The sequence below is a fragment of the Janthinobacterium sp. BJB446 genome, from assembly GCF_002735655.1.
In the GTDB taxonomy this organism is placed as follows: domain Bacteria; phylum Pseudomonadota; class Gammaproteobacteria; order Burkholderiales; family Burkholderiaceae_D; genus Janthinobacterium; species Janthinobacterium lividum.
This window is the reverse complement of the sequence record NZ_PDZK01000005.1, coordinates 81,502-100,590: the sequence shown is the minus strand read 5'-3', so window position 1 is coordinate 100,590 and position 19,089 is coordinate 81,502. Positions and strand designations below refer to the sequence as shown.

The window sequence follows — 19,089 nt, the reverse complement described above, 5'->3', positions numbered from 1 at the left end:
CCGCGTAATCCGACAACGCCACTAACGCCAACAATGTTGTCGGATTACGGCCCCTTGGGCCTAATCCGACCTACGCGCCGCCCTGGTACCCATGCTGGCGCCAGGCTTCGTAAACGACGACGGCCACCGTATTCGACAGATTCAAGCTGCGGTTGTCCGGGCGCATCGGCAGGCGGATGCGTTGCTCTGCAGGAAAGCCGTCGCGCAGGGCCGGATCGAGGCCTTTCGTCTCGGAACCAAACACGAACACGTCGCCCGGCAGGAAGGCCACGTCGCCGAACGGGCGCGAGCCGCGCGTCGTCATGGCGAACATGCGGGCCGGGTCGGGCTGGGTGTCGGCCAGGAACGCTGCCCAGTTCTTGTGCACCTTCATCTTGGCGTAATCGTGGTAATCGAGGCCGGCGCGCTTCATCTTGGCATCGTCGAGCGGAAAACCCAGCGGTTCGATCAGGTGCAGCTGCGCGCCCGTGTTGGCGCACAGGCGAATGACGTTGCCCGTATTGGGCGGGATTTCAGGTTCTACCAAAACAACGTGAAACAAAATGCTCTCCTTGGGTCTGTCTGTATCTAATATATAGCGAATTCAATGCGGCGGCGTGCGCGCCACCACCAGTATGCTGACCCTGGCCGCGCCTTCGCTCTTGCAGGCGGCGGCCAGCGCGTTGACGGTGTGGCCGCTGCTCATCACGTCGTCGACGATGCCGACATGGCATCCTTGCAATAATGGCGCGTGTTCCGGCGCGATGGCGAACGCGTGCGCCAGGTTGGCTTGCCGTTCCTGCGGCGCCACGCCGCTTTGCGCCCGGGTTTCGCGCACCCGCAGCGCCAGGCGGGGCTGTAAATGCACGTGCAGCAGGCGCGCCAGCGGGCGGGCAATTTCCAGCGCCTGGTTAAAGCCCCGTTCGGCCAGCCGGGCCGGGCCCAGCGGCACCGGGCACAGCAACTGCGGCGCCTCCCAATCTGGCTGTTGCTGAATGGCAACATGCAGCAATTCTGCCAACAGGGGCGCCAGCGCCAGGCGCGCGCCGAATTTCAGCTGCAGCAGCAACTGGTCGACGGGCGCCGCATAATCAAACGCCGTGACGGTGGCGTCATACGCGGGCCGCTGGCGCAAACAGCGTCCGCACAGCGTTGCCACATCGTCGAGCGGATTGGCGCACTGGCGGCAGCGGTGCCGCAGCAGTCCCAGGTACTGTGCGCGGCAGGGCGGGCACAGCACTTCCGGGCAGCCGATGCCGCACAGCGCGCACTGGGCCGGCAGCAAAGTGGCGCCCAGCCACAGCCGCAGCGCCTGCCACGCGGCATCAAGGCGGTGCTGGGTGGCGGTCCGCATCGCGATGGCGTCGTTCCATGTACACTGCCGACATTATCTCACCTCACCCGATTCAACATGCCAGTTCCCACCAGTCCGCCCAAAATGAGTGCGCCCATCGATGCGGTGCAAGTACGCGATTTCTTTTCCCGTCCGGCGCGCATCGCGCCGTCGGACTTCCTGCGCCGCGAAGTGTCGGCTCGCATGCACGAGCGCCTGGAGCTGGTGAAAATCACGCCGCACCGTGTGCTCGACGCCGGCTGCGGCCCCGGTGCGGACCTGGCGCAGTTGCAAAAGGATTATCCCGCCGCGCAGATTATCGGTCTCGATGCAGCGCAAGCGATGATGCAGGCGGCGCGCGCGCCCGCGTCGAAACTGGCCAGCCTGAACCAGTTCCTCAGCAAACTGCTGCCGGCCAAGGCGGGCGTGGATCTGCTGTGCGGCGACCTCGGCGACCTGCCGCTGGCGCAGGGCAGCATCGACCTCGTGTGGTCCAACCTGGCGCTGCACTGGCATGCCCAGCCCGACCGCGTGTTTGCCGAATGGCGGCGCGCGCTGCGCCTCGATGGCTTGCTGATGTTTTCCTGTTTCGGTCCCGACACCTTCCGCGAAGTGCGCGACGCCTTTGCCGAGGCCGATTTATATCCGCACGCCTTGCCCTTTGTCGACATGCACGACTTTGGCGACATGCTGGTCGAGACGGGTTTTTCCACGCCGGTGCTGGACATGGAAATCATCACCGTCACCTACGATACGGCGGAAAAACTGCTGGCGGACGTGCGCGCCTTCGGCGGCAATCCGCTGACCACGCGCCGGCGCGGCCTGATGGGCAAGGCGGCCTGGCAGCGCATGCTGGCCGCGCTGGAAAAGATGCGCCGTCCCGACGGCAAGCTGGGCCTGAGTTTCGAGGTGATCTATGGCCACGCCTTCCGTCCCGCGCCGCGCGTGACGCGCAATGGCGAGGCGATCATCCGTTTTGATTTGCCGAGAAAGCCCAAATAAAAGGCTAAAGAAACCGACACTTGGTCGCATTCGCGCATGGATGCAGCAGCAAGCGTTGCAAAGCGCGCGGCGGCCAGGAGAAGGGCGCGCACAAAGCCGATTATTGCTTGATGGATTCAAGTTTACTTGATTATAATCGTTGATTGTTTGTCAGCTTGCTAAGTAGAAAAAACAAGGGCTGCATACAAAATAAAAAAAACAAAGCAAGACTAATTCGAAGTTACTGCATTAGTATAGTAACCATCTTCCACACAAGGCCATTTCAGTGTGGGGAAGAAAAACAGGGTTCCAGCATGGTTGCGCGCCGCCGTTTTTGCTGCGGCAGCCAGCATGGAATTCGCTGGTGCTTGACGCACATGGCCGTATTCTGGCCATGTTGCTTTCATGGAGGAGCGGCAGCGGTCCAGTACGGAGAAGTCCGCAGCCGTTTAAAATATCATTATTTTTGGGTGGTTGGGGAAAACATGACACATGCAAAGCGACTTCAATCGTTGCTGCTCGGGCTGTCTTTGACAGCGTTTGGCATCGGGCGATGGGCCACGGCGGCACCGGCTGCCGGCACCTATCCCGGCACCGGCGGTCCCGTGCCGTTCGAAATGAATCTGCAACCGCCGGCGACACAGATCGCCCATGAAATCTACGATTTGCACACCCTGATGATGATCATCTGCCTGGTGATCTTCGTAGCCGTGTTCGGCGTCATGTTTTATTCCATCTTCAAGCACCGCAAGTCCCTGGGCCACAAGCCGGCCACTTTCCACGAAAGCACCACCGTCGAGATCGCCTGGACCGTCGTGCCTTTCCTGATCGTCATCGGCATGGCCCTGCCTGCCACGCGCACCGTCGTCGGCATGAAGGACACCTCGAACGCCGACATCACCATCAAGGCCACCGGCATGCAGTGGAAATGGGGCTATGACTACCTGAAAGGCGAGGGCGAAGGCATTTCCTTCCTCTCCAACCTGGCCACGCCGCGCTCGCAAGTGGGCGCGCCAGGCGTGCCGCCGACGGAAAAGCGGGGCGAAAACTACCTGATCGAGGTCGATAACGAAGTTGTCGTGCCGGTCAACAAGAAGATCCGCGTGGTGCTGACGGCCAACGACGTCATCCACGCCTGGTCCGTGCCCGCCTTCGGCGTCAAGCAGGATGCGATTCCCGGCTTCGTGCGCGACACCTGGTTCAAGGCCGACCATATCGGCACCTTCCGCGGCAATTGCGCCGAGCTGTGCGGCAAGGAACACGCGTTCATGCCCATCGTCGTCAAGGTCGTCTCGGCCGATGACTACAAGGCCTGGGTTGATGTAAAACAAAAGGAAATGGCCGCATTGGCTGATGATCCAAGCAAGGTGTGGACCATCGACGAGTTGAAGGTCAAGGGCGAGAAAGTGTATGCGGCCAACTGCGTGGTCTGCCACCAGGCGACAGGCAAGGGCGTGCCCGGTGCATTCGCGCCGCTGGACGGCTCGGCCGTGGTGAACGGTCCGAAAGCGGAACAGATCCATGTCTTGCTGAACGGGCAAAAGAGCGGCAAGTATCCGGCGGAAATGCCAGCCTGGAAACAGCTGTCCGACACGGAAATTGCCGCAGTGATCACTTACACGCGCAATACCTGGTCGAACAAGGCCGAAGAGAACATCGTTCAACCAGCCGAAATCGTGGCTGCACGCAAGTAATTAGGAGTCGCATATGAGTACTAGCACGAGCACTAGCACCTTGGACCACGCCGGTCACGATCACGACCATGCCCACGATCATCCCACTGGCTACCGCCGCTGGCTGTTTGCCACCAACCACAAGGATATCGGTACTTTGTACCTGTGGTTCTCGTTCATCATGCTGCTGTCGGGCGGCGTGCTGGCCCTGATGATCCGGACGGAACTGTTTCACCCAGGCTTGCAATTCTTTCACCCGGAATTTTTCAATCAACTGACCACCATGCACGGCCTGGTGATGGTGTTTGGTGCCATCATGCCGGCCTTCGTCGGCTACGCCAACTGGATGATCCCGCTGCAAGTGGGCGCGTCCGACATGGCCTTTGCCCGCATGAACAACTTCTCGTTCTGGCTGCTGCCGCCGGCCGCCATCCTGCTGGCCACGTCCTTCCTCGTGCCGGGCGGCGCCACGGCTGCCGGCTGGACCCTGTATGCGCCGCTGTCGACGCAGATGGGCCCCGGCATGGACATGGCGATTTTTGCCATGCACCTGATGGGCGCCTCGTCCATCATGGGTTCGATCAACATCATCGTCACCATCCTGAACATGCGCGCACCAGGCATGACCCTGATGAAAATGCCGATGTTCTGCTGGACCTGGCTGATTACCGCCTATCTGTTGATCGCCGTCATGCCCGTGCTGGCCGGCGCCATCACCATGACCCTGACGGACCGCCATTTCGGCACCTCCTTCTTTAACGCGGCAGGCGGCGGCGACCCCGTCATGTACCAGCACATCTTCTGGTTCTTCGGCCACCCCGAGGTCTACATCATGATTCTGCCGGCTTTCGGCATCGTCTCGCAGATCCTGCCAGCGTTTGCCCGCAAGCCCCTGTTCGGCTACGCGTCGATGGTCTACGCTACCGCTTCCATCGCGATTCTGTCGTTTATCGTCTGGGCGCACCACATGTTTACCACCGGCATGCCGGTGACCAGCCAGCTGTTCTTCATGTACGCGACCATGCTGATCGCCGTGCCGACGGGCGTGAAAGTGTTCAACTGGATCGCCACGATGTGGAAAGGTTCCATGACGTTCGAAACGCCGATGCTGTTCTCGGTCGGCTTCATCTTCGTGTTTACCATGGGCGGCTTCACGGGCCTGATCCTGGCCGTCACGCCGATCGACATCCAGCTGCAGGATACCTATTATGTGGTGGCGCATTTCCACTACGTGCTGGTGGCCGGTTCGCTGTTTGCCCTGTTCGCCGGCTTCTACTACTGGTCGCCGAAATGGACGGGCCACATGTACAACGAGACGCGCGGCAAGATCCACTTCTGGCTGTCCCTGATCACGTTCAACGTGACCTTCTTCCCGATGCACTTCCTGGGCCTGGCCGGCATGCCGCGCCGCTACGCCGACTATCCGGCGCAGTTCACCGACTTCAACATGATCGCCTCGATCGGCGGCTTCGGTTTTGGCCTGATGCAGGTGTACTTCCTGTTCTTCGTGGTCTTGCCGACCATCCGCGGCGGCAAGGCTGCGCCAGCGAAACCATGGGAAGGCGCGGAAGGCCTGGAATGGACCGTGCCGAGCCCGGCGCCTTTCCACACGTTTGAAACGCCGCCGACAGTGAAATAAGGTATCCCGGGCCGGCGTGTTCCGCGGCCCGTCTTGAATAAAGTGCCTGTCATGACCGAACGTAAAAAACCGAACAACCTGCGTACCGGGCTGATACTGGGGGCTCTGGCGGCCTTCTTCTTCCTGTCCGTATTCGTCAAGCGCATGTGGCTCTGACGTGACGACGCCCGACCAACAGGAAACACGCGGCCTGAACCGCAAGATGCTGGGCAAGCTGCTCGTCATTGCCGTGCTGATGTTCGGCTTTGGCTATGCCCTGATTCCCGTCTACAAGCAGATTTGCGAAGTGATGGGCATCAACGTGCTGACGCAAAAAGATGGCACGGTGGCCTATGACAACAATACGCAGGTCGACACGACGCGCAGCATCACCGTCGAGTTCGACGGCAATGCACAGGGGCCATGGCGCTTCCGCCCGACCGTGTCGAGCATGCAGGTGCATCCGGGCGAACTGGTGACCGTCATGTATGAAGTGGTCAACACGCAAAACCGCGTCGTCAACGCGCAAGCCATCCCCAGCTACGCGCCGCAGAGCGCCACGCCGCATTTCAAGAAGGTCGAGTGCTTCTGTTTCAAGCAGCAGACCTTGAAACCGAACGAAGCGCGGCAGATGCCGGTGGTGTTCTTCCTCGATCCGGCCCTGCCGAAAGAGGTGAAAACCATCACCCTGTCGTACACGTTTTTCGAGATAGCCGGTCTGAGCCAGGCTCAGACGCCGGCCGTCCAATAGGAGAGTGGCATGGGCGAATCCAAGCAGCCTGAAAAAGCGTCGTTCCTGTATTCGCTGCGGGCCGTCGTGTGGTCATTCACGGGACTGCGCCGCAAGAGCGATTTCGACACGGATTCGGCCAAGCTCAACCCCGTGCACATCGTCATCGCCGGTTTCCTGGTGGTGGCTTGCCTGATCGGCATATTGATTTCGATTGTCAAATTCGTCGTTTTATAAATTATAAAAAACCACCCTATAAGTTTTTGAGGAGATGATGATGAGTTCCAACCACGCCGCCGTACCTTATTATTTTGTGCCCGGCCCGTCGCGCTGGCCCATGCTGGGCGGCGCCAGCCTGCTGCTGACCATGATCGGCGCCTCGGCCTGGGTCAACGACGTTTCCTGGGGCCCGTACCTGAATTACCTGGGCCTGGCCGGCATCCTGCTGGTGCTGTATTTCTGGTTCGGCGACGCCATCAGCGAATCGGAACAGGGCCTGTACAGCGAGCGCATCGACCACTCCTTCCGCTGGAGCATGAGCTGGTTCATCTTTTCGGAAGTCATGTTCTTCGCCGCCTTCTTCGGCGCCCTGTTCTACGCGCGCAGCATCTCCATGCCGTGGCTGGCCGACCTTGACCACAAGGTGATCTGGCCCGATTTCGCCGCCCACTGGGGCAATACGGGCCCGGCTGGCACGGTGCAGGAATTCACCACCATGACGCCGTTCTGGATTCCGACCATCAACACGGCCTTGCTGCTGCTGTCGGGCGTGACCCTGACCATTTCGCACCATGCGCTGCGCGCCGGCCACCGCGGCATGACGGCCCTGTTCCTGTTCGCCACGATCTTGCTGGGCGCCATCTTCATGGGCTTCCAGGTGTATGAATACATCCACGCTTACAGCGAACTGAACTTGAAATTGACGTCGGGCATCTACGGCGCCACCTTCTTCATGCTGACGGGTTTCCACGGCTTCCACGTGACCCTGGGCGCCATCATGCTGTCCGTCATCCTGTACCGCGTGCTGAAAGGCCACTTCACGCCCGAGCACCACTTCGGCTTCGAAGGCGCCGCCTGGTACTGGCACTTCGTCGACGTCGTCTGGCTGGGCCTGTACGTGGTCGTGTATTGGTTATAATGGCGGGGCAGGGCGCGCGTTGTTGAGGGGCGCGCCGGCACCATAAAAAAAGCCGTACCGGGACATCCTGGGTACGGCTTTTTTCTTAGTCTGAAGAATTTGCCAATCAGGCAAGAAGCTTAGTGTATGCCCGTCGGCTGGATATAGCCGAGCTTGTGCGCCAGCAGGATCAGCAAAAACAGGGTGATCGACAAGCCCACGCGCAGGGCCAGCGCTTGCACGGTGCGGTTGCTCTTGCCCTTGTCGCGCATGAGGAAGAACAGGGCCGAGCCCAGGCTGCCCAGAATCAGGATGAAGGCAATGGCAACGAGGATTTTCATGGATGGTAGCGCCTGGCTTGAGGAGGTTTCATTGTAATGCGTATCCGCTTCCATTTTAGATGGATTCCATTTGTTGTAATGCTGCTACTGGTGGCCCTGGGGTGCTCTTTGGCGCAATGGCAGCAGCGCCGTGGCGACGAGAAAGTCGCCCGCGCCGCCCGGCTCGAGGCGGGCAACCTGGCCGCACCGCTGGCATTGACGGCCGCGCCCATGCTGCCGGCCGATGCGCACGCGATCGAATATCGCCGGATCACCGTCACCGGCCATTTCGTGCCCGCCTGGACCGTGTACCTGGACAACCGTCCCTACAAAGGGCAAGCGGGCTTCCACGTGCTCACGCCATTCCAGATCGACGGTTCTGCCATGCACGTGCTGGTGGCGCAGGGCTGGTTGCCGCGCAACAATGCCGAGCGCACGCGCATTCCCGACTACGCCACGCCGGCCGGAACGGTGACGATTTCCGGCATCGCGCGCTTGAACGCGGGCCATGTGATGGAACTGGGCACGGCACCGGCCCTGGCGCCGCACGCCATCGTGCAAAATGCCGATATCGCCCAGCTGGCCCAGGCGAGCGGCCTGGCCTTGCAGCCATTTATTCTCGAACAAACGGCTGATTCAGTGGATCCTTCAGCGACGGCGCCAGCATCCGGCCAGCTTCCCGTGCGCGACTGGCCGGCGCCGGACCTGGGCGCCGACAAGCACCGCGGCTATGCATTCCAGTGGTATGCACTGGCACTGATGGCCTTTCTATTTTTTGTCTTTACAGGATTTCGACGTGCAAACAAACAGCCCTGACACAACGCAAGACAGCAGCAATAAACAGGCACAAAATACGGGACGGTGGAAATTGCTGGCCGTCGTGGCCGTGTGCGCGTTTCCCATCATCGCCTCGTATTTCACGTATTACATCATCAAGCCCACGGGCCGCAACAATTACGGCGCCCTGATCGACCCGCGCTTGCACCCGATACCGGAAGCGCAATTGCAGGTGACGGAACTGGACGGCAAGGCGGCACCGTTGGCGCAATTCAAGGGCAAGTGGGTGCTGCTGCAAACGGGGCCATCCGATTGCCAGGAAGCATGCAAGAAGCAATTGTTTGACATGCAACAACTGCGCCTCATGCAGGGCAAGGAACGCGAACGCCTGGAACGGGTCTGGCTGGTGACGGATGCCCAGCCGCTCGACACCCTGGTGATGCGTGAATTCGACGGCACCAGCATGCTGCGCGTTAATAGCGACGCCTTGAAAGCGTGGCTGCCCGTGGAGCCGGGCGGCAAGACCAGCGACCATTTTTATTTGATCGATCCGCTGGGCAATCTGATGATGCGCTTCCCGAAAGATGCGGACCCGAACAAGATCAAGAAAGACATCGCCAAGCTGCTCAAAGCTTCGGCGATCGGTTGAGGAGTCTGCATGCCGACGATGCATCTCTCCGCGCTGGCCCAGCTGGGCTTGACGGGTCTGCTGGTGGCGCTGCTGCCGCTGACCATGGTCTGGGTGTCCGCGGACGCCAATAAATACCGCAAGCTCGTGTGGATCGCAGTCTTCCTGACGGTCGACCTGATCATGTTTGGCGGCTTTACGCGCCTGTCCGATTCCGGCCTGGGCTGCCCGGACTGGCCAGGCTGCTATGGCTCGGCCAATCCTTTCCTCGCGCATGAGCACATCGTGGCGGCGGAAACCCTGATGCCGACGGGGCCCGTCACGGTGGTCAAGGCGTGGATTGAAATGACGCACCGCTACCTGGCCATGGCCATCGGCGTCTTGATCGTGGCGATGATGGTGCAGGCGTGGCGCCAGTGGAAGAAAAGCAAACGCGAGGAATTCGCCCCCGCGCTGCCGACGGCGCTGTTTTTGTTCGTCTGCCTGCAGGGCGCGTTCGGCGCCTGGACCGTCACCCTGAAGCTGCAACCGGTGATCGTCACCATCCATTTGCTGCTGGGCATGGGCTTGCTGGCCATGCTGACGTGGCTGGGCGGACGCCAGGACCATGCCGTGGCACCAATCAAGCGCGCCGATGCGGACGAGTCCGTGCTGCGCCCCGTGCGTGCGCTGGCGATTTTTTCGCTGGTGCTGCTGACCGTGCAGATCGCGCTGGGCGGCTGGGTGAGCACCAACTACGCCACGCTGGCCTGCACGGATTTCCCCCTGTGCGGCGGCAAGGTGATTCCGGAGATGGATTTCGAGCATGGTTTTCATCTGTGGCGCGAACTGGGCAAGACGGCCGCCGGCCATTATTTGCCGTTTTCCGCGCTGACGGCCATCCACTGGGTGCATCGCAATTTCGCCTTCATCGTGCTCGCTGGCATCGGCTACACGGTGTTTCGCGCGTGGAAACTGCCGTCCTTGCGCGGCACGGCCCGCTGGGTGGCGCTGGTGCTGGCACTGCAGGCGGCCACGGGCCTGGCGACCATCTACCTGAGCTGGCCATTGTCGATTGCCGTCATGCATAACGGCGGGGCGGCGCTGCTCGTGTTATTGCTGACCATGTTAAACTACAAGGCTAAATTCCAACTCGATGTAGCGCGGAAATCTGCTTCCGCCGCCGCGCCAGTGCCCTCGGCACCAGCCAGTCCTTCCCGTATCGCATAAATGACTACTCAGACCATCAGCCGTAAACCATCCCCCCGCATCGCCCAGTATTGGGCGCTGACCAAGCCCCGCGTGACGCAACTGGCCGTGTTTTGCGCCGTCATCGGCATGTTCCTGGCCAGCGAGGAATTGCCTGACTGGCATGCGGTGGTGTTCGGCACCATCGGCATCTGGCTGCTGGCCGGCGCCGCGTTTGCCGTCAATTGCCTGGCCGAGCGCGAAATCGATGCGCGCATGGCCCGCACGGCGCGCCGACCGATGGCCATGGGCGACATCACCGTGAAACAGACGGTGGTATTCGCGCTGGTGATCGGTGGCCTGGGCATGGCGATCCTGTATCACCTCGTCAATCCGCTGACCATGTGGCTGACCTTTGTCACCTTTGTCGGCTATGCCTTGATCTATACGATGGTGCTCAAACCCGCCACGCCGCAAAACATCGTCATCGGCGGCCTGTCCGGCGCCATGCCGCCCGCGCTGGGCTGGGCCGCCGTCGCCAACGACGTGCCGATGCAGGCGTGGCTGCTGGTCCTGATCATCTTTGTCTGGACGCCGCCGCATTTCTGGGCCCTGGCCATGTACCGCCGCGACGATTACGCGCGCTCGGGCTTGCCCATGCTGCCCGTTACGCACGGCTTGAAGTTTACGCAATTCCACGTCTGGCTGTACTCGATCGCGCTGGCCGCCACCACCTTGCTGCCGTATGCCGTGCGCATGAGCGGCCTGATCTACCTGGCTTCGGCCGTGGTGCTGAACGCCGGCTTCCTGTACTACGCGTGGAAGATGTACCGCCACTACACGGACTTGATCGCGCGCAAGGCCTTTACGTTTTCCATCATCTACCTGGCCTTGCTGTTCGCGGCTTTGCTGGTTGACCACTACATTCCTCTCGGCACATGAAAAAATACCTGACTCTGTTGCTGGCGGCCGCGCTGGTCGCCGTCCTGGCCGGCTGCGGCAAGCCTGCCGCGCCGAAGCTGGCCTTCAAGAACACGGACGTGACGGGCCTCGGCTACGCGCGCGAGTTTGCGCTGACGGACCATACGGGCCATCCGCGCACCCTGGCCGACTACAAGGGCAAGCTGGTGCTGATGTTCTTCGGCTACACGCAATGCCCGGACGTGTGTCCCACCACCATGGCCGACATGGCGCAGGTGATGCAGGAAATGGGCCCGCAGGCGGACCAGGTGCAAGTGCTGTTCGTCACCGTCGACCCCGAGCGCGACACGCAAGCCTTGCTGGCCGAATACGTGCCGGCCTTCGACAAGCGCTTCGTGGGACTGTATGGCGATGCGGCCGCGACGGCCAAGGTAGCCAAGGAATTCAAGGTGTATTACGCCAAGGTCGAGGGCGAGACGGACGAGAGCTACACGGTCGACCACACGGCCGGCACCTATGTCTTCGATCGCGAAGGCAAGATCCGCCTGTTCGTGCGCCACGGCGAAAAGCCTGCCGCCATCGCGCACGATCTTAAACTTCTGCTATCCTGACCTGATCGCGCCCCCGGGCGCCATCTTCAGGATACGCAGTACATGGATAAACGTTTCGAGCCGCACGCCCGCCTGGCAGCCATCATCTTCCTGTTGATCGGCTGCTTTTTCGTCTTGCGGCCCTTCCTCGCCGCCATGCTGTTTGCCGCCTGCGTGGGCATTTCCAGCTGGCCCCTGTATCTGCTGCTGCTCGAACGCCTGAAAGGCCGGCGCAACTGGGCGGCCGCCATCATGACCCTGTCCTTGATCCTGGTCATCGTGCTGCCGCTGGCCCTCGTCACCTACAACCTGGCTGACAATGTGTCGCGCATCTATGAACAGTTGCGCACGGCGCTGGAGTCGGGCGGCCTGCATCCGCCGGCCTGGCTGGCCAGCATTCCCGTGGTGGGCGAAACCATCGCTGGCTACGTGGAGCGCCTGCTCGCCGACCGCGAGGAATTACTGAATTTGGGCAAGACGATGCTGGAACCGGCGCGCCATTTCCTCGCTTCCGGCGGCATCCTGCTGGGCACGGGCCTGGCGCAGACCAGCCTGGCCGTGTTCGTCAGCTTCTTCCTCTACCGCGATGGCCAGCAGCTGAGCCGTGCCCTGATGACGGGCGCCGGCCGCATCATCGGCGACAGCGCGCCTGGCGTGGGCCTGACCATCAGCCGCACCGTGCGCGGCGTCATGTACGGCTTGCTGGGCACGGCGCTGGCGCAAGCCCTGGTGGCCGTGGTGGGTTTCCTGATTGCCGGCGTGCCGGCCGTGGCGCTGCTGGGCGTGGCCACCTTCATCTTTTCGCTGATTCCCGTGGGCCCGCCCTTGATCTGGGGCGGCGCCGCCATCTGGCTGTTCAATGACGGCCAGACGGGCTGGGGCATCTTCATGCTGGTGTGGGGCGGTTTGCTGATCAGCGGCGTGGACAATGTGGTCAAGCCCATGCTGATCAGCCGCGGCAGCAGCCTGCCGTTCCTGCTGGTGCTGCTCGGCGTGCTGGGCGGCGTGCTGGCCTTCGGCTTCGTCGGCATTTTCATCGGGCCGACCCTGCTGGCGGTACTGTACAGCTTGCTGCAAACGTGGACGGTGGGCGAGACCACCGTGCCGCAGGGCAAAGATACGATTACCTTGAAAAAAGATTAATCGCGCAAGTCCGCATCCAGGTCGCGTTCCTGCTTGGGAATCACCTTGATCAGCACGATGCGGGGGCCGTTCATCTTCTTGACGACGATGTCGAAGTCGACAAAGGTGATGCGCTGGCCCTGCTTCGGAATGTCGCCCAGCTTGACCATGATCAAGCCGCCCACCGATTCCACGTCGTCCAGCCCCAGTTCCTCGTTTTCGATATCGATGCCGAGGATGCGTTCGAGCGAGAAGATGGGCAGGCTGGCCTTGCCGATCAGGGTACCGTCGCTTTGCTTGAGCCAGTCGTTTTCATTGCGGCGGAATTCATCGCGGATTTCGCCGACCATGGCGCCGAGCAAGTTATCCAGAGTGATGAACCCCAGCGGGCGCTTGCCCTTTTCGCCGATCAGGGCGAAGTGGGGCGCGCCATCGCGGAAGCGGCGGAACAGTTCCAGCGCCGGCGTGCGCGCGGAAATGATGTCGACGGGACGCAGAAACGGCGTGAGCGAGGTGATTGGTTTGCCTGCCTGCTGGGCAAAGAACAGGTCTTTCAAGTGCACCACGCCCAGCACGTCGTCTTCATTCATGTCGAAATACGGGTAGCGGCTGAAGCGGTTGCGCAGCACCGTGTCGAGGTTTTCTTCCAAGGTGTTGGAAGCGTGCAGGGCGATCACTTCATTGATCGGGCGCATCAGGTCCGACACCGTCATCTGTTCGAAATCAAGCGATTGCGCCAGGATGTTGCGCTCGTCGCGCGTGAATTTCTCGCCCGGCTGGCTGGTGCGCAGGATCAGTTTCAGCTCTTCGGACGAATAATGGGCGTCGTGGCCGCCCTTGCCGGACAGGCCCGCCATGCGCAGCACCCAGTTGGCGCTGGCGTTGAGCAGGTAGATGGCCGGATACATGGCCCAGTAGAAACCGTACAGGGGAATCGCGCTCCACAGGCCGACGGCTTCCGGGTTGCGGATGGCCATCGATTTGGGCGCCAGTTCGCCCACGACGATATGCAGGAAGGAAATCACGCTGAAGGCAACGACAAACGAGACGCCGTGGATCAGCTCTTGCGAGGTGACGCCGATGGCGCCGAACAGCGGTTCGAGCAAGCCGGCAAACGCCGGTTCGCCGACCCAGCCCAGGCCCAGAGAAGCGAGGGTGATGCCCAGCTGGCAGGCCGACAGGTAGGCGTCCAGCTGGCCATGCACCTTGGCCAGGATGCGGCCCCGCAATCCCTGTGTCTTGGCGATGGCGCGGATGCGTGTGCGCCGCAAGGTGACGATGCCAAATTCGGCGGCAACAAAAAAACCGTTCAGCGCGACCAGGAAGAGGGCGAGCAGGACTAGCAAGACATTGTGCATGGGGGCGCTGAAGATGGGCTGTAAAAACGACATCTTAAACGACGAAGGGCGCCATAGCCTAATTTAGCCGCGCTCGCCGCCCGTGCAGGCGGGCGGGCGCGGCAGGTTTTTCACGCTTGTTCAGCCTTTGGCCGCCGTTTGCGGCCCGCCGCGCATGGCAAAGACCATGACGGCCGAGACGATGGCGGGAATGGCGACGACGAGGAAAATCGTGCTGTTGGGCCAGTTCAGGCGGATCAGCTCGCCACCGAGCACGGGGCCGATGATGGAGCCGATGCGCCCGATGCCCAGGCTCCAGCCGATGCCCGTCGAACGCAGGGTGGTCGGATAGTAGCTGGCCGCCAGGGCGTTCACGGCCGGCTGGCCGCCCACTACGCAAAAACCGGCGATGAAGATCGTGATGAACAGGAAAGCGAGCGAGACGTCCGGACGGCCGATCAGGGCAATCGCCACGGCGGCGACGAGGAAGCATGGCAGCAGGATGCGGCGGAAGCTGGAGCGGTCGATCAGCTGGCCCATGACCAGGGTGCCGATGGTGCCGCCCACTTGCAGGGCCGTGCCGGCCAGCACGGCGTTGGCCGTGGACAAGCCCGCTTCCTTGGCAATCGTCGGCAACCAGTTGGACAGGAAATACAAGTTGAGCAAGTTCATGAAGTTGATGACCCACAGCAGGATCGTCATCTTTGCGCGGCCGCCCGTAAACAATTGCAGCACGGGCGCACCCTTGTGCTCTTTCTCGTGCACGAGGTATTGCGTGTCGGCCGTGATGGTGACCGTCGGGTCGATGCGTTTCAGCCACTTGGCCACTTTATCGAGCTTGCGTTTCTTGAGCACCAGGAATTGCATCGATTCCGGCAGCAGGAAGAACATCAGCACGCCAATGGCGAGCGGCACCACGCCGCCCACGTAAAACACGGATTGCCAGCCGAATGCGGGAATCAGCGCGGCGGACAATAAACCGCCCAGCACGGCGCCCAGGGTAAAGCCGCACGAGACCAGCATCATCAGGGTGACTTTCTTGCGCAGGGGGCTGTATTCGCCGGCCAGCGCCATGGCGTTCGGCATCACGGCGCCCAGGCCCAGGCCCGTGATGAAACGGATCAGCTGCAATTGCTCGATGGTGGTGGCCAGCGGCGTGACCAGCATGCACAGCGAAAAGAAGATGGTCGAGCCGATCAGCACGGGGCGGCGGCCGAACTTGTCGGCCGTGATGCTGAAGACGAGCGAGCCGACCAGCATGCCCAGGAGACCCGCGCCGAACACGGGGCCCAGGTTGGCCTTGCTCACATGCCAGTCGGCAATGATGGCAGGCGCCACATAGCCCATCGCCTGCACGTCGAAGCCATCCATGATGACGCACAGCCCGCACAGGATCAGCATGCCGATCTGGAAGGAGCCGATCTTGTTGTTATTGATGAGATCGGGAATATCGATCGTCTTGCCTGCCGTGGACATGGTGCCGCTCCTGTTTTTATGGTGATCGCGCCCTGCCGGCGAGGGACGGGCGCGTGTTTGTCTCAGGCTTTATTACAATCGCTTTTGATTGATTATTCAAACGTTATTTTCGAATGGATTTATCGGATTAGCTAATGAATATGGTGCAAAAGTAATCTTGCCTGCATGCCAAGATCGCGCCATGAAAAATCTGCTCAGCCACTTTCTTGCCTTGCAAGCCAGCCTGCCGGCGCACGGTCCCGGTTTCAGCGCGCTGATCCAGCGCGACGGCGAGACCTTATTGGAACTGCATCATGGCCTGGCGTGCCTGGAACTGGGCGTGCCCCTGACGGCGCAATCGCGCTACTACCTGGCGTCGGAATCGAAGCAATTCACGGCCGCCTGCGTGCTCGACCTGGTGCGCCAGGGCGCCATCGGCCTCGACGACGACGTGGCGCCCCATCTGCCCGAAGTGCGCCAGTTCGGCGCCGCCATCACGGTGCGTCAATTGTTGAATCACACCAGCGGCATTCCCGATTATTTCGACTACCTGGCATGCCAACTGGGCCGCCACGACAGCGATTATTTTGACAATGCGCTGCTGCTGCGCCTGATCGCGCGGATGGAGGATCTGACATTTCCGCCCGGTAGCGCGCATGCCTACAGCAATTGCAATTACATCTTGCTGGCCAAGCTGGTGGAAGCGCTCGCCGGCCAGCCGCTGGCGGCGCAGGCGCGCGAACGCCTGTTCGCGCCGCTGGGCATGCACGCCACGGCTTTCGATGTCGACCGGCAAGCTGTCATGCCCCAGCGCGTGCGCAGTTATAGCGTTGATCCCACGCAGGCGGACGGTTATCGCCAGCACCTGGGCAATGCGAATACGGTCGGTGACGGCGGCGTGTATGCCTCGCTGCACGACCTGGCCCTGTGGGAGCGCGACTGGCAGCGCCAGTACCGCGATTCGTCCAGCCTGGTGCGCGCGCAGCTGGCGGAAACGCCGGGCCCCGATGGCCTGAGCTGGTCCTACCGCTACGGGCTGGAGCAAATCGGGCATGGCGGACGCACGGTGGTGTTCCATGACGGCGGACTGTGGGGTTTCCGGGCCTTGCTGCTGCGCGTGCCCGAGGCGGGCCTGTCCGTGATCCAGCTGGCGAATGTGGACAGTTGCGAGCCGGACCAGGCGGCCTGGCTGGCGGCCATCGCTGCCGACCTGGACGACTGATCAGTGCCGGCTCGGCACGGCTGCCAAAATGACATCGAGTGCCGGGTGCATGATCTTGCGCTCGTTCGAGATGACGTAAAACTGCTCGCGCAGGGACGAGGCGTCGCCGACCAGCACGGCGCCAAATTGCTCCTCGATGTCGGCCGCCAGGCTGGCGGACGCGAAGAACAGGCCCAGGCCCTTGCGGCCGAACGCGTTGAGCATGGCGTTATCCTCGAATTCGCCGACCACGTCGGGGCGCACGCCTTGCTGCACCATCCACTCGTCGATGCGCCCGCGCAGGGCGTTATTGCGCGCGGGCAGCAGGAAGGGGGCGCCACTCAGGCGGTGCGGGAAATCTTCGCGGTAGCGCTCGGCCAGCGCGGGGATGGCGAACAGCTTCATGGCACTCTCTCCCCACAGGTGGCTGGACACGCGCAGGCTGGCGCCGGCCGGCACGGCACGGTCCGTCAAGACCAGGTCCAGCTTGTGCAGGGCCAGGTCGGCCAGCAGGGATTCGAATTCGTCTTCCAAGCACACGAGCTTGACGGGCTTGTCCAGGCTGCGCGTGGCGTCGAGCATGCGATACGCCATCAGTTTCGGCAGCGAGTCGGAAATGCCTACCGTCAGGCGCATCTTTTCCGCGTCGGTGTCGGCCAGCGCTTCCTGCATCTGTTCGCCCAGCAGGAAAATCTGGTCCGCGTAGCCGAGCGCCAGGCGGCCCGCTTCCGTCGGCACCAGGCGCCGTCCCTGCGGCTGCAGCAGGGATCTGCCCAGTTCCTTTTCCAGCAAGGCCAGCTGCGTGCTGATGGTTTGCACGGCCAGTCCCAGCCGTTCGGCCGCGCGCGTCACGCCGCCTTCCTTGGCGACCACCCAAAAGAAGTACAAATGGCGGTAATTGAAGCCCGTGGTTTTCATCGCTTGGTCCTATCTTCTGTTTTTACGAAGTAATACTTCCATTATCTTCTATTTTTAAATGTGTCACACGTCCCTATACTACGTTCCATTGAATTTGGATAAAGGGGAACTATCGATGAAACATTTCAGAGTGTCATTTTTAGTGACATTTATCTGTCTGGGCATTTCCGCCTGGTGGGGTTACACGCACGGTGGCGTGCAGACGATGCTGGCGGCGCTCGGTATCGCGGTGATCCTGGGCGTGATGGAAGTCTCGCTGTCGTTCGACAACGCGGTGGTCAATGCTTCGGTGCTGAAGAATTGGGACAAGTTCTGGCAGGGCCTGTTCCTGGGCGTCGGTATCATCATCGCCGTCTTCGGCATGCGTCTGGTATTCCCGCTGGTTATCGTGGCGCAAGCGGCGGACCTGGGTTTGATGGAAGTATGGAATCTGGCACTGAGCAATCCTGAGCAGTACTCGATGCACTTGACGAATCACCATGCGGAAGTGGCGGCCTTCGGCGGCATCTTCCTGCTACTGGTGTTCCTGAACTTCCTGCTGGACTCGGAAAAAGAAACGCACTGGCTGGGCCGTATTGAAGAAAAACTGGGCGCGCTGGGCAAGATCTCCTCGATTTCCGTGATGATCGCGCTGGGCACCCTGATGGCCAGCCTGTCGATGATCGAAGAAGGCCAGAAACTGGTGGTGCTGACGGCCGGCCTGTGGGGTATCTTGACCTACGTGGGCGTCGATGTGGTCAGCGGCTTGCTGGAAGGCGATAACGGCGACGGCAACGTGGGCGACATCGTCAAGCGCGGCGGTATTGGCGGCTTCCTGTACCTGGAAGTGCTCGATGCTTCGTTCAGCTTTGACGGCGTGATCGGCGCGTTTGCCATCACCAAGGATGTCGTGATCATCATGCTGGGCCTGGCGATTGGCGCGATGTTCGTGCGCTCGATGACGGTGTTCCTGGTCCGCAAGGGCACGCTCGACGAGTTCGTTTATCTGGAGCACGGCGCGCACTATGCGATCGGTATCCTGGCCGTGATCATGTTGGTCAGCATGAAGTTCCACATTCCCGAGATCTTCACGGGTCTGATCGGGGTGGCCTTCATTCTCGCCTCGCTGTGGTCGTCGATCCGCTACAAGCGCAGGATGGCGCTTGAAGAAGGCCAGGCGGAAGTGCTGGAACCGGCCAAGACAGCAGCAGTGTAAAGAATGCGCGGCAAACGACTACACCGG

21 protein-coding genes are annotated in these 19,089 nt (G+C 61.5%); 15 read left to right on the top strand and 6 right to left on the bottom strand.

Going from position 1 to position 19,089, the window contains the following annotated elements; genetic code table 11:
- Positions 1 to 70: 70 nt before the first annotated feature.
- Together trmL and CSQ92_RS24535 are read right to left on the bottom strand one after the other, a co-directional pair.
- Positions 71 to 541: a tRNA (uridine(34)/cytosine(34)/5-carboxymethylaminomethyluridine(34)-2'-O)-methyltransferase TrmL gene (trmL, locus tag CSQ92_RS24540; RefSeq protein ID WP_099395651.1), complete on the bottom strand. Its 471-nt coding sequence runs from the start codon at positions 539 to 541 to the stop codon at positions 71 to 73.
- Positions 542 to 583: 42 nt separating this feature from the next.
- Complete coding sequence (locus tag CSQ92_RS24535; RefSeq protein WP_070258797.1) at positions 584 to 1,333, bottom strand: ComF family protein; 750 nt, start codon at positions 1,331 to 1,333, stop codon at positions 584 to 586.
- 84 nt (positions 1,334 to 1,417) lie between these two features.
- On the opposite strand from CSQ92_RS24535, the gene CSQ92_RS24530 reads away from it, so the two are divergent.
- The 7 genes from CSQ92_RS24530 (at position 1,418) to CSQ92_RS24505 (ending at position 7,452) form a co-directional block, all read left to right on the top strand.
- On the top strand, positions 1,418 to 2,314 hold the full coding sequence (locus CSQ92_RS24530) for a methyltransferase domain-containing protein (RefSeq protein ID WP_052140371.1): 897 nt from the start codon (positions 1,418 to 1,420) through the stop codon (positions 2,312 to 2,314).
- Between the two features lie 464 nt (positions 2,315 to 2,778).
- Positions 2,779 to 3,987, top strand: a complete 1,209-nt coding sequence (coxB, locus tag CSQ92_RS24525; RefSeq protein WP_034784872.1) for a cytochrome c oxidase subunit II — start codon at positions 2,779 to 2,781, stop codon at positions 3,985 to 3,987.
- Between the two features lie 13 nt (positions 3,988 to 4,000).
- Complete coding sequence (ctaD, locus tag CSQ92_RS24520; RefSeq protein ID WP_034784874.1) at positions 4,001 to 5,605, top strand: cytochrome c oxidase subunit I; 1,605 nt, start codon at positions 4,001 to 4,003, stop codon at positions 5,603 to 5,605.
- Between the two features lie 51 nt (positions 5,606 to 5,656).
- Positions 5,657 to 5,761: a cytochrome oxidase small assembly protein gene (locus tag CSQ92_RS29235; RefSeq protein ID WP_211551746.1), complete on the top strand. Its 105-nt coding sequence runs from the start codon at positions 5,657 to 5,659 to the stop codon at positions 5,759 to 5,761.
- 1 nt (position 5,762) lies between these two features.
- Entirely contained in the window at positions 5,763 to 6,335 is a 573-nt protein-coding gene (locus tag CSQ92_RS24515) for a cytochrome c oxidase assembly protein (RefSeq protein ID WP_071653728.1), read from the top strand.
- 9 nt (positions 6,336 to 6,344) lie between these two features.
- A complete protein-coding gene (locus CSQ92_RS24510) occupies positions 6,345 to 6,551 on the top strand; it encodes a DUF2970 domain-containing protein (protein WP_034749002.1) in 207 nt (68 codons plus the stop codon).
- Positions 6,552 to 6,591: 40 nt separating this feature from the next.
- Positions 6,592 to 7,452 (top strand): cytochrome c oxidase subunit 3, encoded by an 861-nt coding sequence (locus tag CSQ92_RS24505; protein ID WP_034784877.1) that lies wholly within the window; start codon positions 6,592 to 6,594, stop codon positions 7,450 to 7,452.
- A gap of 119 nt (positions 7,453 to 7,571) precedes the next feature.
- Here the strand turns inward: CSQ92_RS24505 and CSQ92_RS24500 are convergent, their stop codons facing one another.
- A complete protein-coding gene (locus tag CSQ92_RS24500; protein WP_034748996.1) occupies positions 7,572 to 7,772 on the bottom strand; it encodes a twin transmembrane helix small protein in 201 nt (66 codons plus the stop codon).
- A gap of 36 nt (positions 7,773 to 7,808) precedes the next feature.
- Here CSQ92_RS24500 and CSQ92_RS24495 point away from each other — a divergent pair, with 36 nt between their 5' ends.
- The 6 genes from CSQ92_RS24495 to CSQ92_RS24470 are packed head-to-tail and all read left to right on the top strand — an operon-like array spanning position 7,809 to position 12,977.
- Positions 7,809 to 8,567, top strand: coding sequence for an SURF1 family protein (locus CSQ92_RS24495; protein WP_099395650.1), 759 nt, complete (start codon positions 7,809 to 7,811; stop codon positions 8,565 to 8,567).
- Positions 8,548 to 9,177, top strand: a complete 630-nt coding sequence (locus CSQ92_RS24490) for an SCO family protein (RefSeq protein ID WP_099395649.1) — start codon at positions 8,548 to 8,550, stop codon at positions 9,175 to 9,177. The genes CSQ92_RS24495 and CSQ92_RS24490 overlap by 20 nt, the downstream gene beginning before the upstream one ends.
- A gap of 18 nt (positions 9,178 to 9,195) precedes the next feature.
- Positions 9,196 to 10,365: a COX15/CtaA family protein gene (locus CSQ92_RS24485; RefSeq protein WP_099390086.1), complete on the top strand. Its 1,170-nt coding sequence runs from the start codon at positions 9,196 to 9,198 to the stop codon at positions 10,363 to 10,365.
- Positions 10,366 to 11,265, top strand: a complete 900-nt coding sequence (gene cyoE, locus CSQ92_RS24480; protein WP_070258805.1) for a heme o synthase — start codon at positions 10,366 to 10,368, stop codon at positions 11,263 to 11,265.
- The gene (locus tag CSQ92_RS24475) at positions 11,262 to 11,855 is read left to right on the top strand and encodes an SCO family protein (RefSeq protein ID WP_034784885.1); all 594 of its coding nucleotides are present in this window, start codon (positions 11,262 to 11,264) and stop codon (positions 11,853 to 11,855) included. Before cyoE ends, CSQ92_RS24475 begins: the two co-directional genes overlap by 4 nt.
- A 42-nt stretch (positions 11,856 to 11,897) precedes the next feature.
- The gene (locus CSQ92_RS24470; RefSeq protein WP_070278192.1) at positions 11,898 to 12,977 is read left to right on the top strand and encodes an AI-2E family transporter; all 1,080 of its coding nucleotides are present in this window, start codon (positions 11,898 to 11,900) and stop codon (positions 12,975 to 12,977) included.
- Here the strand turns inward: CSQ92_RS24470 and CSQ92_RS24465 are convergent.
- Complete coding sequence (locus tag CSQ92_RS24465; RefSeq protein WP_034785374.1) at positions 12,974 to 14,314, bottom strand: hemolysin family protein; 1,341 nt, start codon at positions 14,312 to 14,314, stop codon at positions 12,974 to 12,976. The genes CSQ92_RS24470 and CSQ92_RS24465 overlap by 4 nt on opposite strands.
- A 120-nt stretch (positions 14,315 to 14,434) precedes the next feature.
- Entirely contained in the window at positions 14,435 to 15,769 is a 1,335-nt protein-coding gene (locus CSQ92_RS24460) for an MFS transporter (protein ID WP_099395648.1), read from the bottom strand.
- Between the two features lie 181 nt (positions 15,770 to 15,950).
- Between CSQ92_RS24460 and CSQ92_RS24455 the strand changes: the two genes are divergently transcribed.
- A complete protein-coding gene (locus CSQ92_RS24455; protein ID WP_099395647.1) occupies positions 15,951 to 16,970 on the top strand; it encodes a serine hydrolase domain-containing protein in 1,020 nt (339 codons plus the stop codon).
- On the opposite strand, the gene nhaR is transcribed toward CSQ92_RS24455, so the two are convergent.
- Positions 16,971 to 17,867 carry a transcriptional activator NhaR gene (nhaR, locus tag CSQ92_RS24450; RefSeq protein WP_034784893.1) on the bottom strand — a complete coding sequence of 299 codons (897 nt, stop codon included), beginning with the start codon at positions 17,865 to 17,867 and terminating at the stop codon, positions 16,971 to 16,973. It abuts the gene before it with no gap.
- Positions 17,868 to 17,982: 115 nt separating this feature from the next.
- On the opposite strand from nhaR, the gene CSQ92_RS24445 reads away from it, so the two are divergent.
- Entirely contained in the window at positions 17,983 to 19,062 is a 1,080-nt protein-coding gene (locus CSQ92_RS24445) for a DUF475 domain-containing protein (RefSeq protein ID WP_099390012.1), read from the top strand.
- Positions 19,063 to 19,089 lie beyond the last annotated feature (27 nt).

Bases quoted from the DNA above. Each gene is read 5' to 3' on its own strand.
- CSQ92_RS24535 (WP_070258797.1), bottom strand. From the start codon at position 1,333: ATGCGGACCGCCACCCAGCACCGCCTTGATGCCGCGTGGCAGGCGCTG.
- CSQ92_RS24530 (WP_052140371.1), top strand. From the start codon at position 1,418: ATGAGTGCGCCCATCGATGCGGTGCAAGTACGCGATTTCTTTTCCCGT.
- coxB (WP_034784872.1), top strand. From the start codon at position 2,779: ATGACACATGCAAAGCGACTTCAATCGTTGCTGCTCGGGCTGTCTTTG.
- ctaD (WP_034784874.1), top strand. From the start codon at position 4,001: ATGAGTACTAGCACGAGCACTAGCACCTTGGACCACGCCGGTCACGAT.
- CSQ92_RS29235 (WP_211551746.1), top strand. From the start codon at position 5,657: ATGACCGAACGTAAAAAACCGAACAACCTGCGTACCGGGCTGATACTG.
- CSQ92_RS24510 (WP_034749002.1), top strand. From the start codon at position 6,345: ATGGGCGAATCCAAGCAGCCTGAAAAAGCGTCGTTCCTGTATTCGCTG.
- CSQ92_RS24505 (WP_034784877.1), top strand. From the start codon at position 6,592: ATGAGTTCCAACCACGCCGCCGTACCTTATTATTTTGTGCCCGGCCCG.
- CSQ92_RS24500 (WP_034748996.1), bottom strand. From the start codon at position 7,772: ATGAAAATCCTCGTTGCCATTGCCTTCATCCTGATTCTGGGCAGCCTG.
- CSQ92_RS24495 (WP_099395650.1), top strand. From the start codon at position 7,809: ATGCGTATCCGCTTCCATTTTAGATGGATTCCATTTGTTGTAATGCTG.
- CSQ92_RS24485 (WP_099390086.1), top strand. From the start codon at position 9,196: ATGCATCTCTCCGCGCTGGCCCAGCTGGGCTTGACGGGTCTGCTGGTG.
- cyoE (WP_070258805.1), top strand. From the start codon at position 10,366: ATGACTACTCAGACCATCAGCCGTAAACCATCCCCCCGCATCGCCCAG.
- CSQ92_RS24475 (WP_034784885.1), top strand. From the start codon at position 11,262: ATGAAAAAATACCTGACTCTGTTGCTGGCGGCCGCGCTGGTCGCCGTC.
- CSQ92_RS24470 (WP_070278192.1), top strand. From the start codon at position 11,898: ATGGATAAACGTTTCGAGCCGCACGCCCGCCTGGCAGCCATCATCTTC.
- CSQ92_RS24465 (WP_034785374.1), bottom strand. From the start codon at position 14,314: ATGCACAATGTCTTGCTAGTCCTGCTCGCCCTCTTCCTGGTCGCGCTG.
- CSQ92_RS24460 (WP_099395648.1), bottom strand. From the start codon at position 15,769: ATGTCCACGGCAGGCAAGACGATCGATATTCCCGATCTCATCAATAAC.
- CSQ92_RS24455 (WP_099395647.1), top strand. From the start codon at position 15,951: ATGAAAAATCTGCTCAGCCACTTTCTTGCCTTGCAAGCCAGCCTGCCG.
- nhaR (WP_034784893.1), bottom strand. From the start codon at position 17,867: ATGAAAACCACGGGCTTCAATTACCGCCATTTGTACTTCTTTTGGGTG.
- CSQ92_RS24445 (WP_099390012.1), top strand. From the start codon at position 17,983: ATGAAACATTTCAGAGTGTCATTTTTAGTGACATTTATCTGTCTGGGC.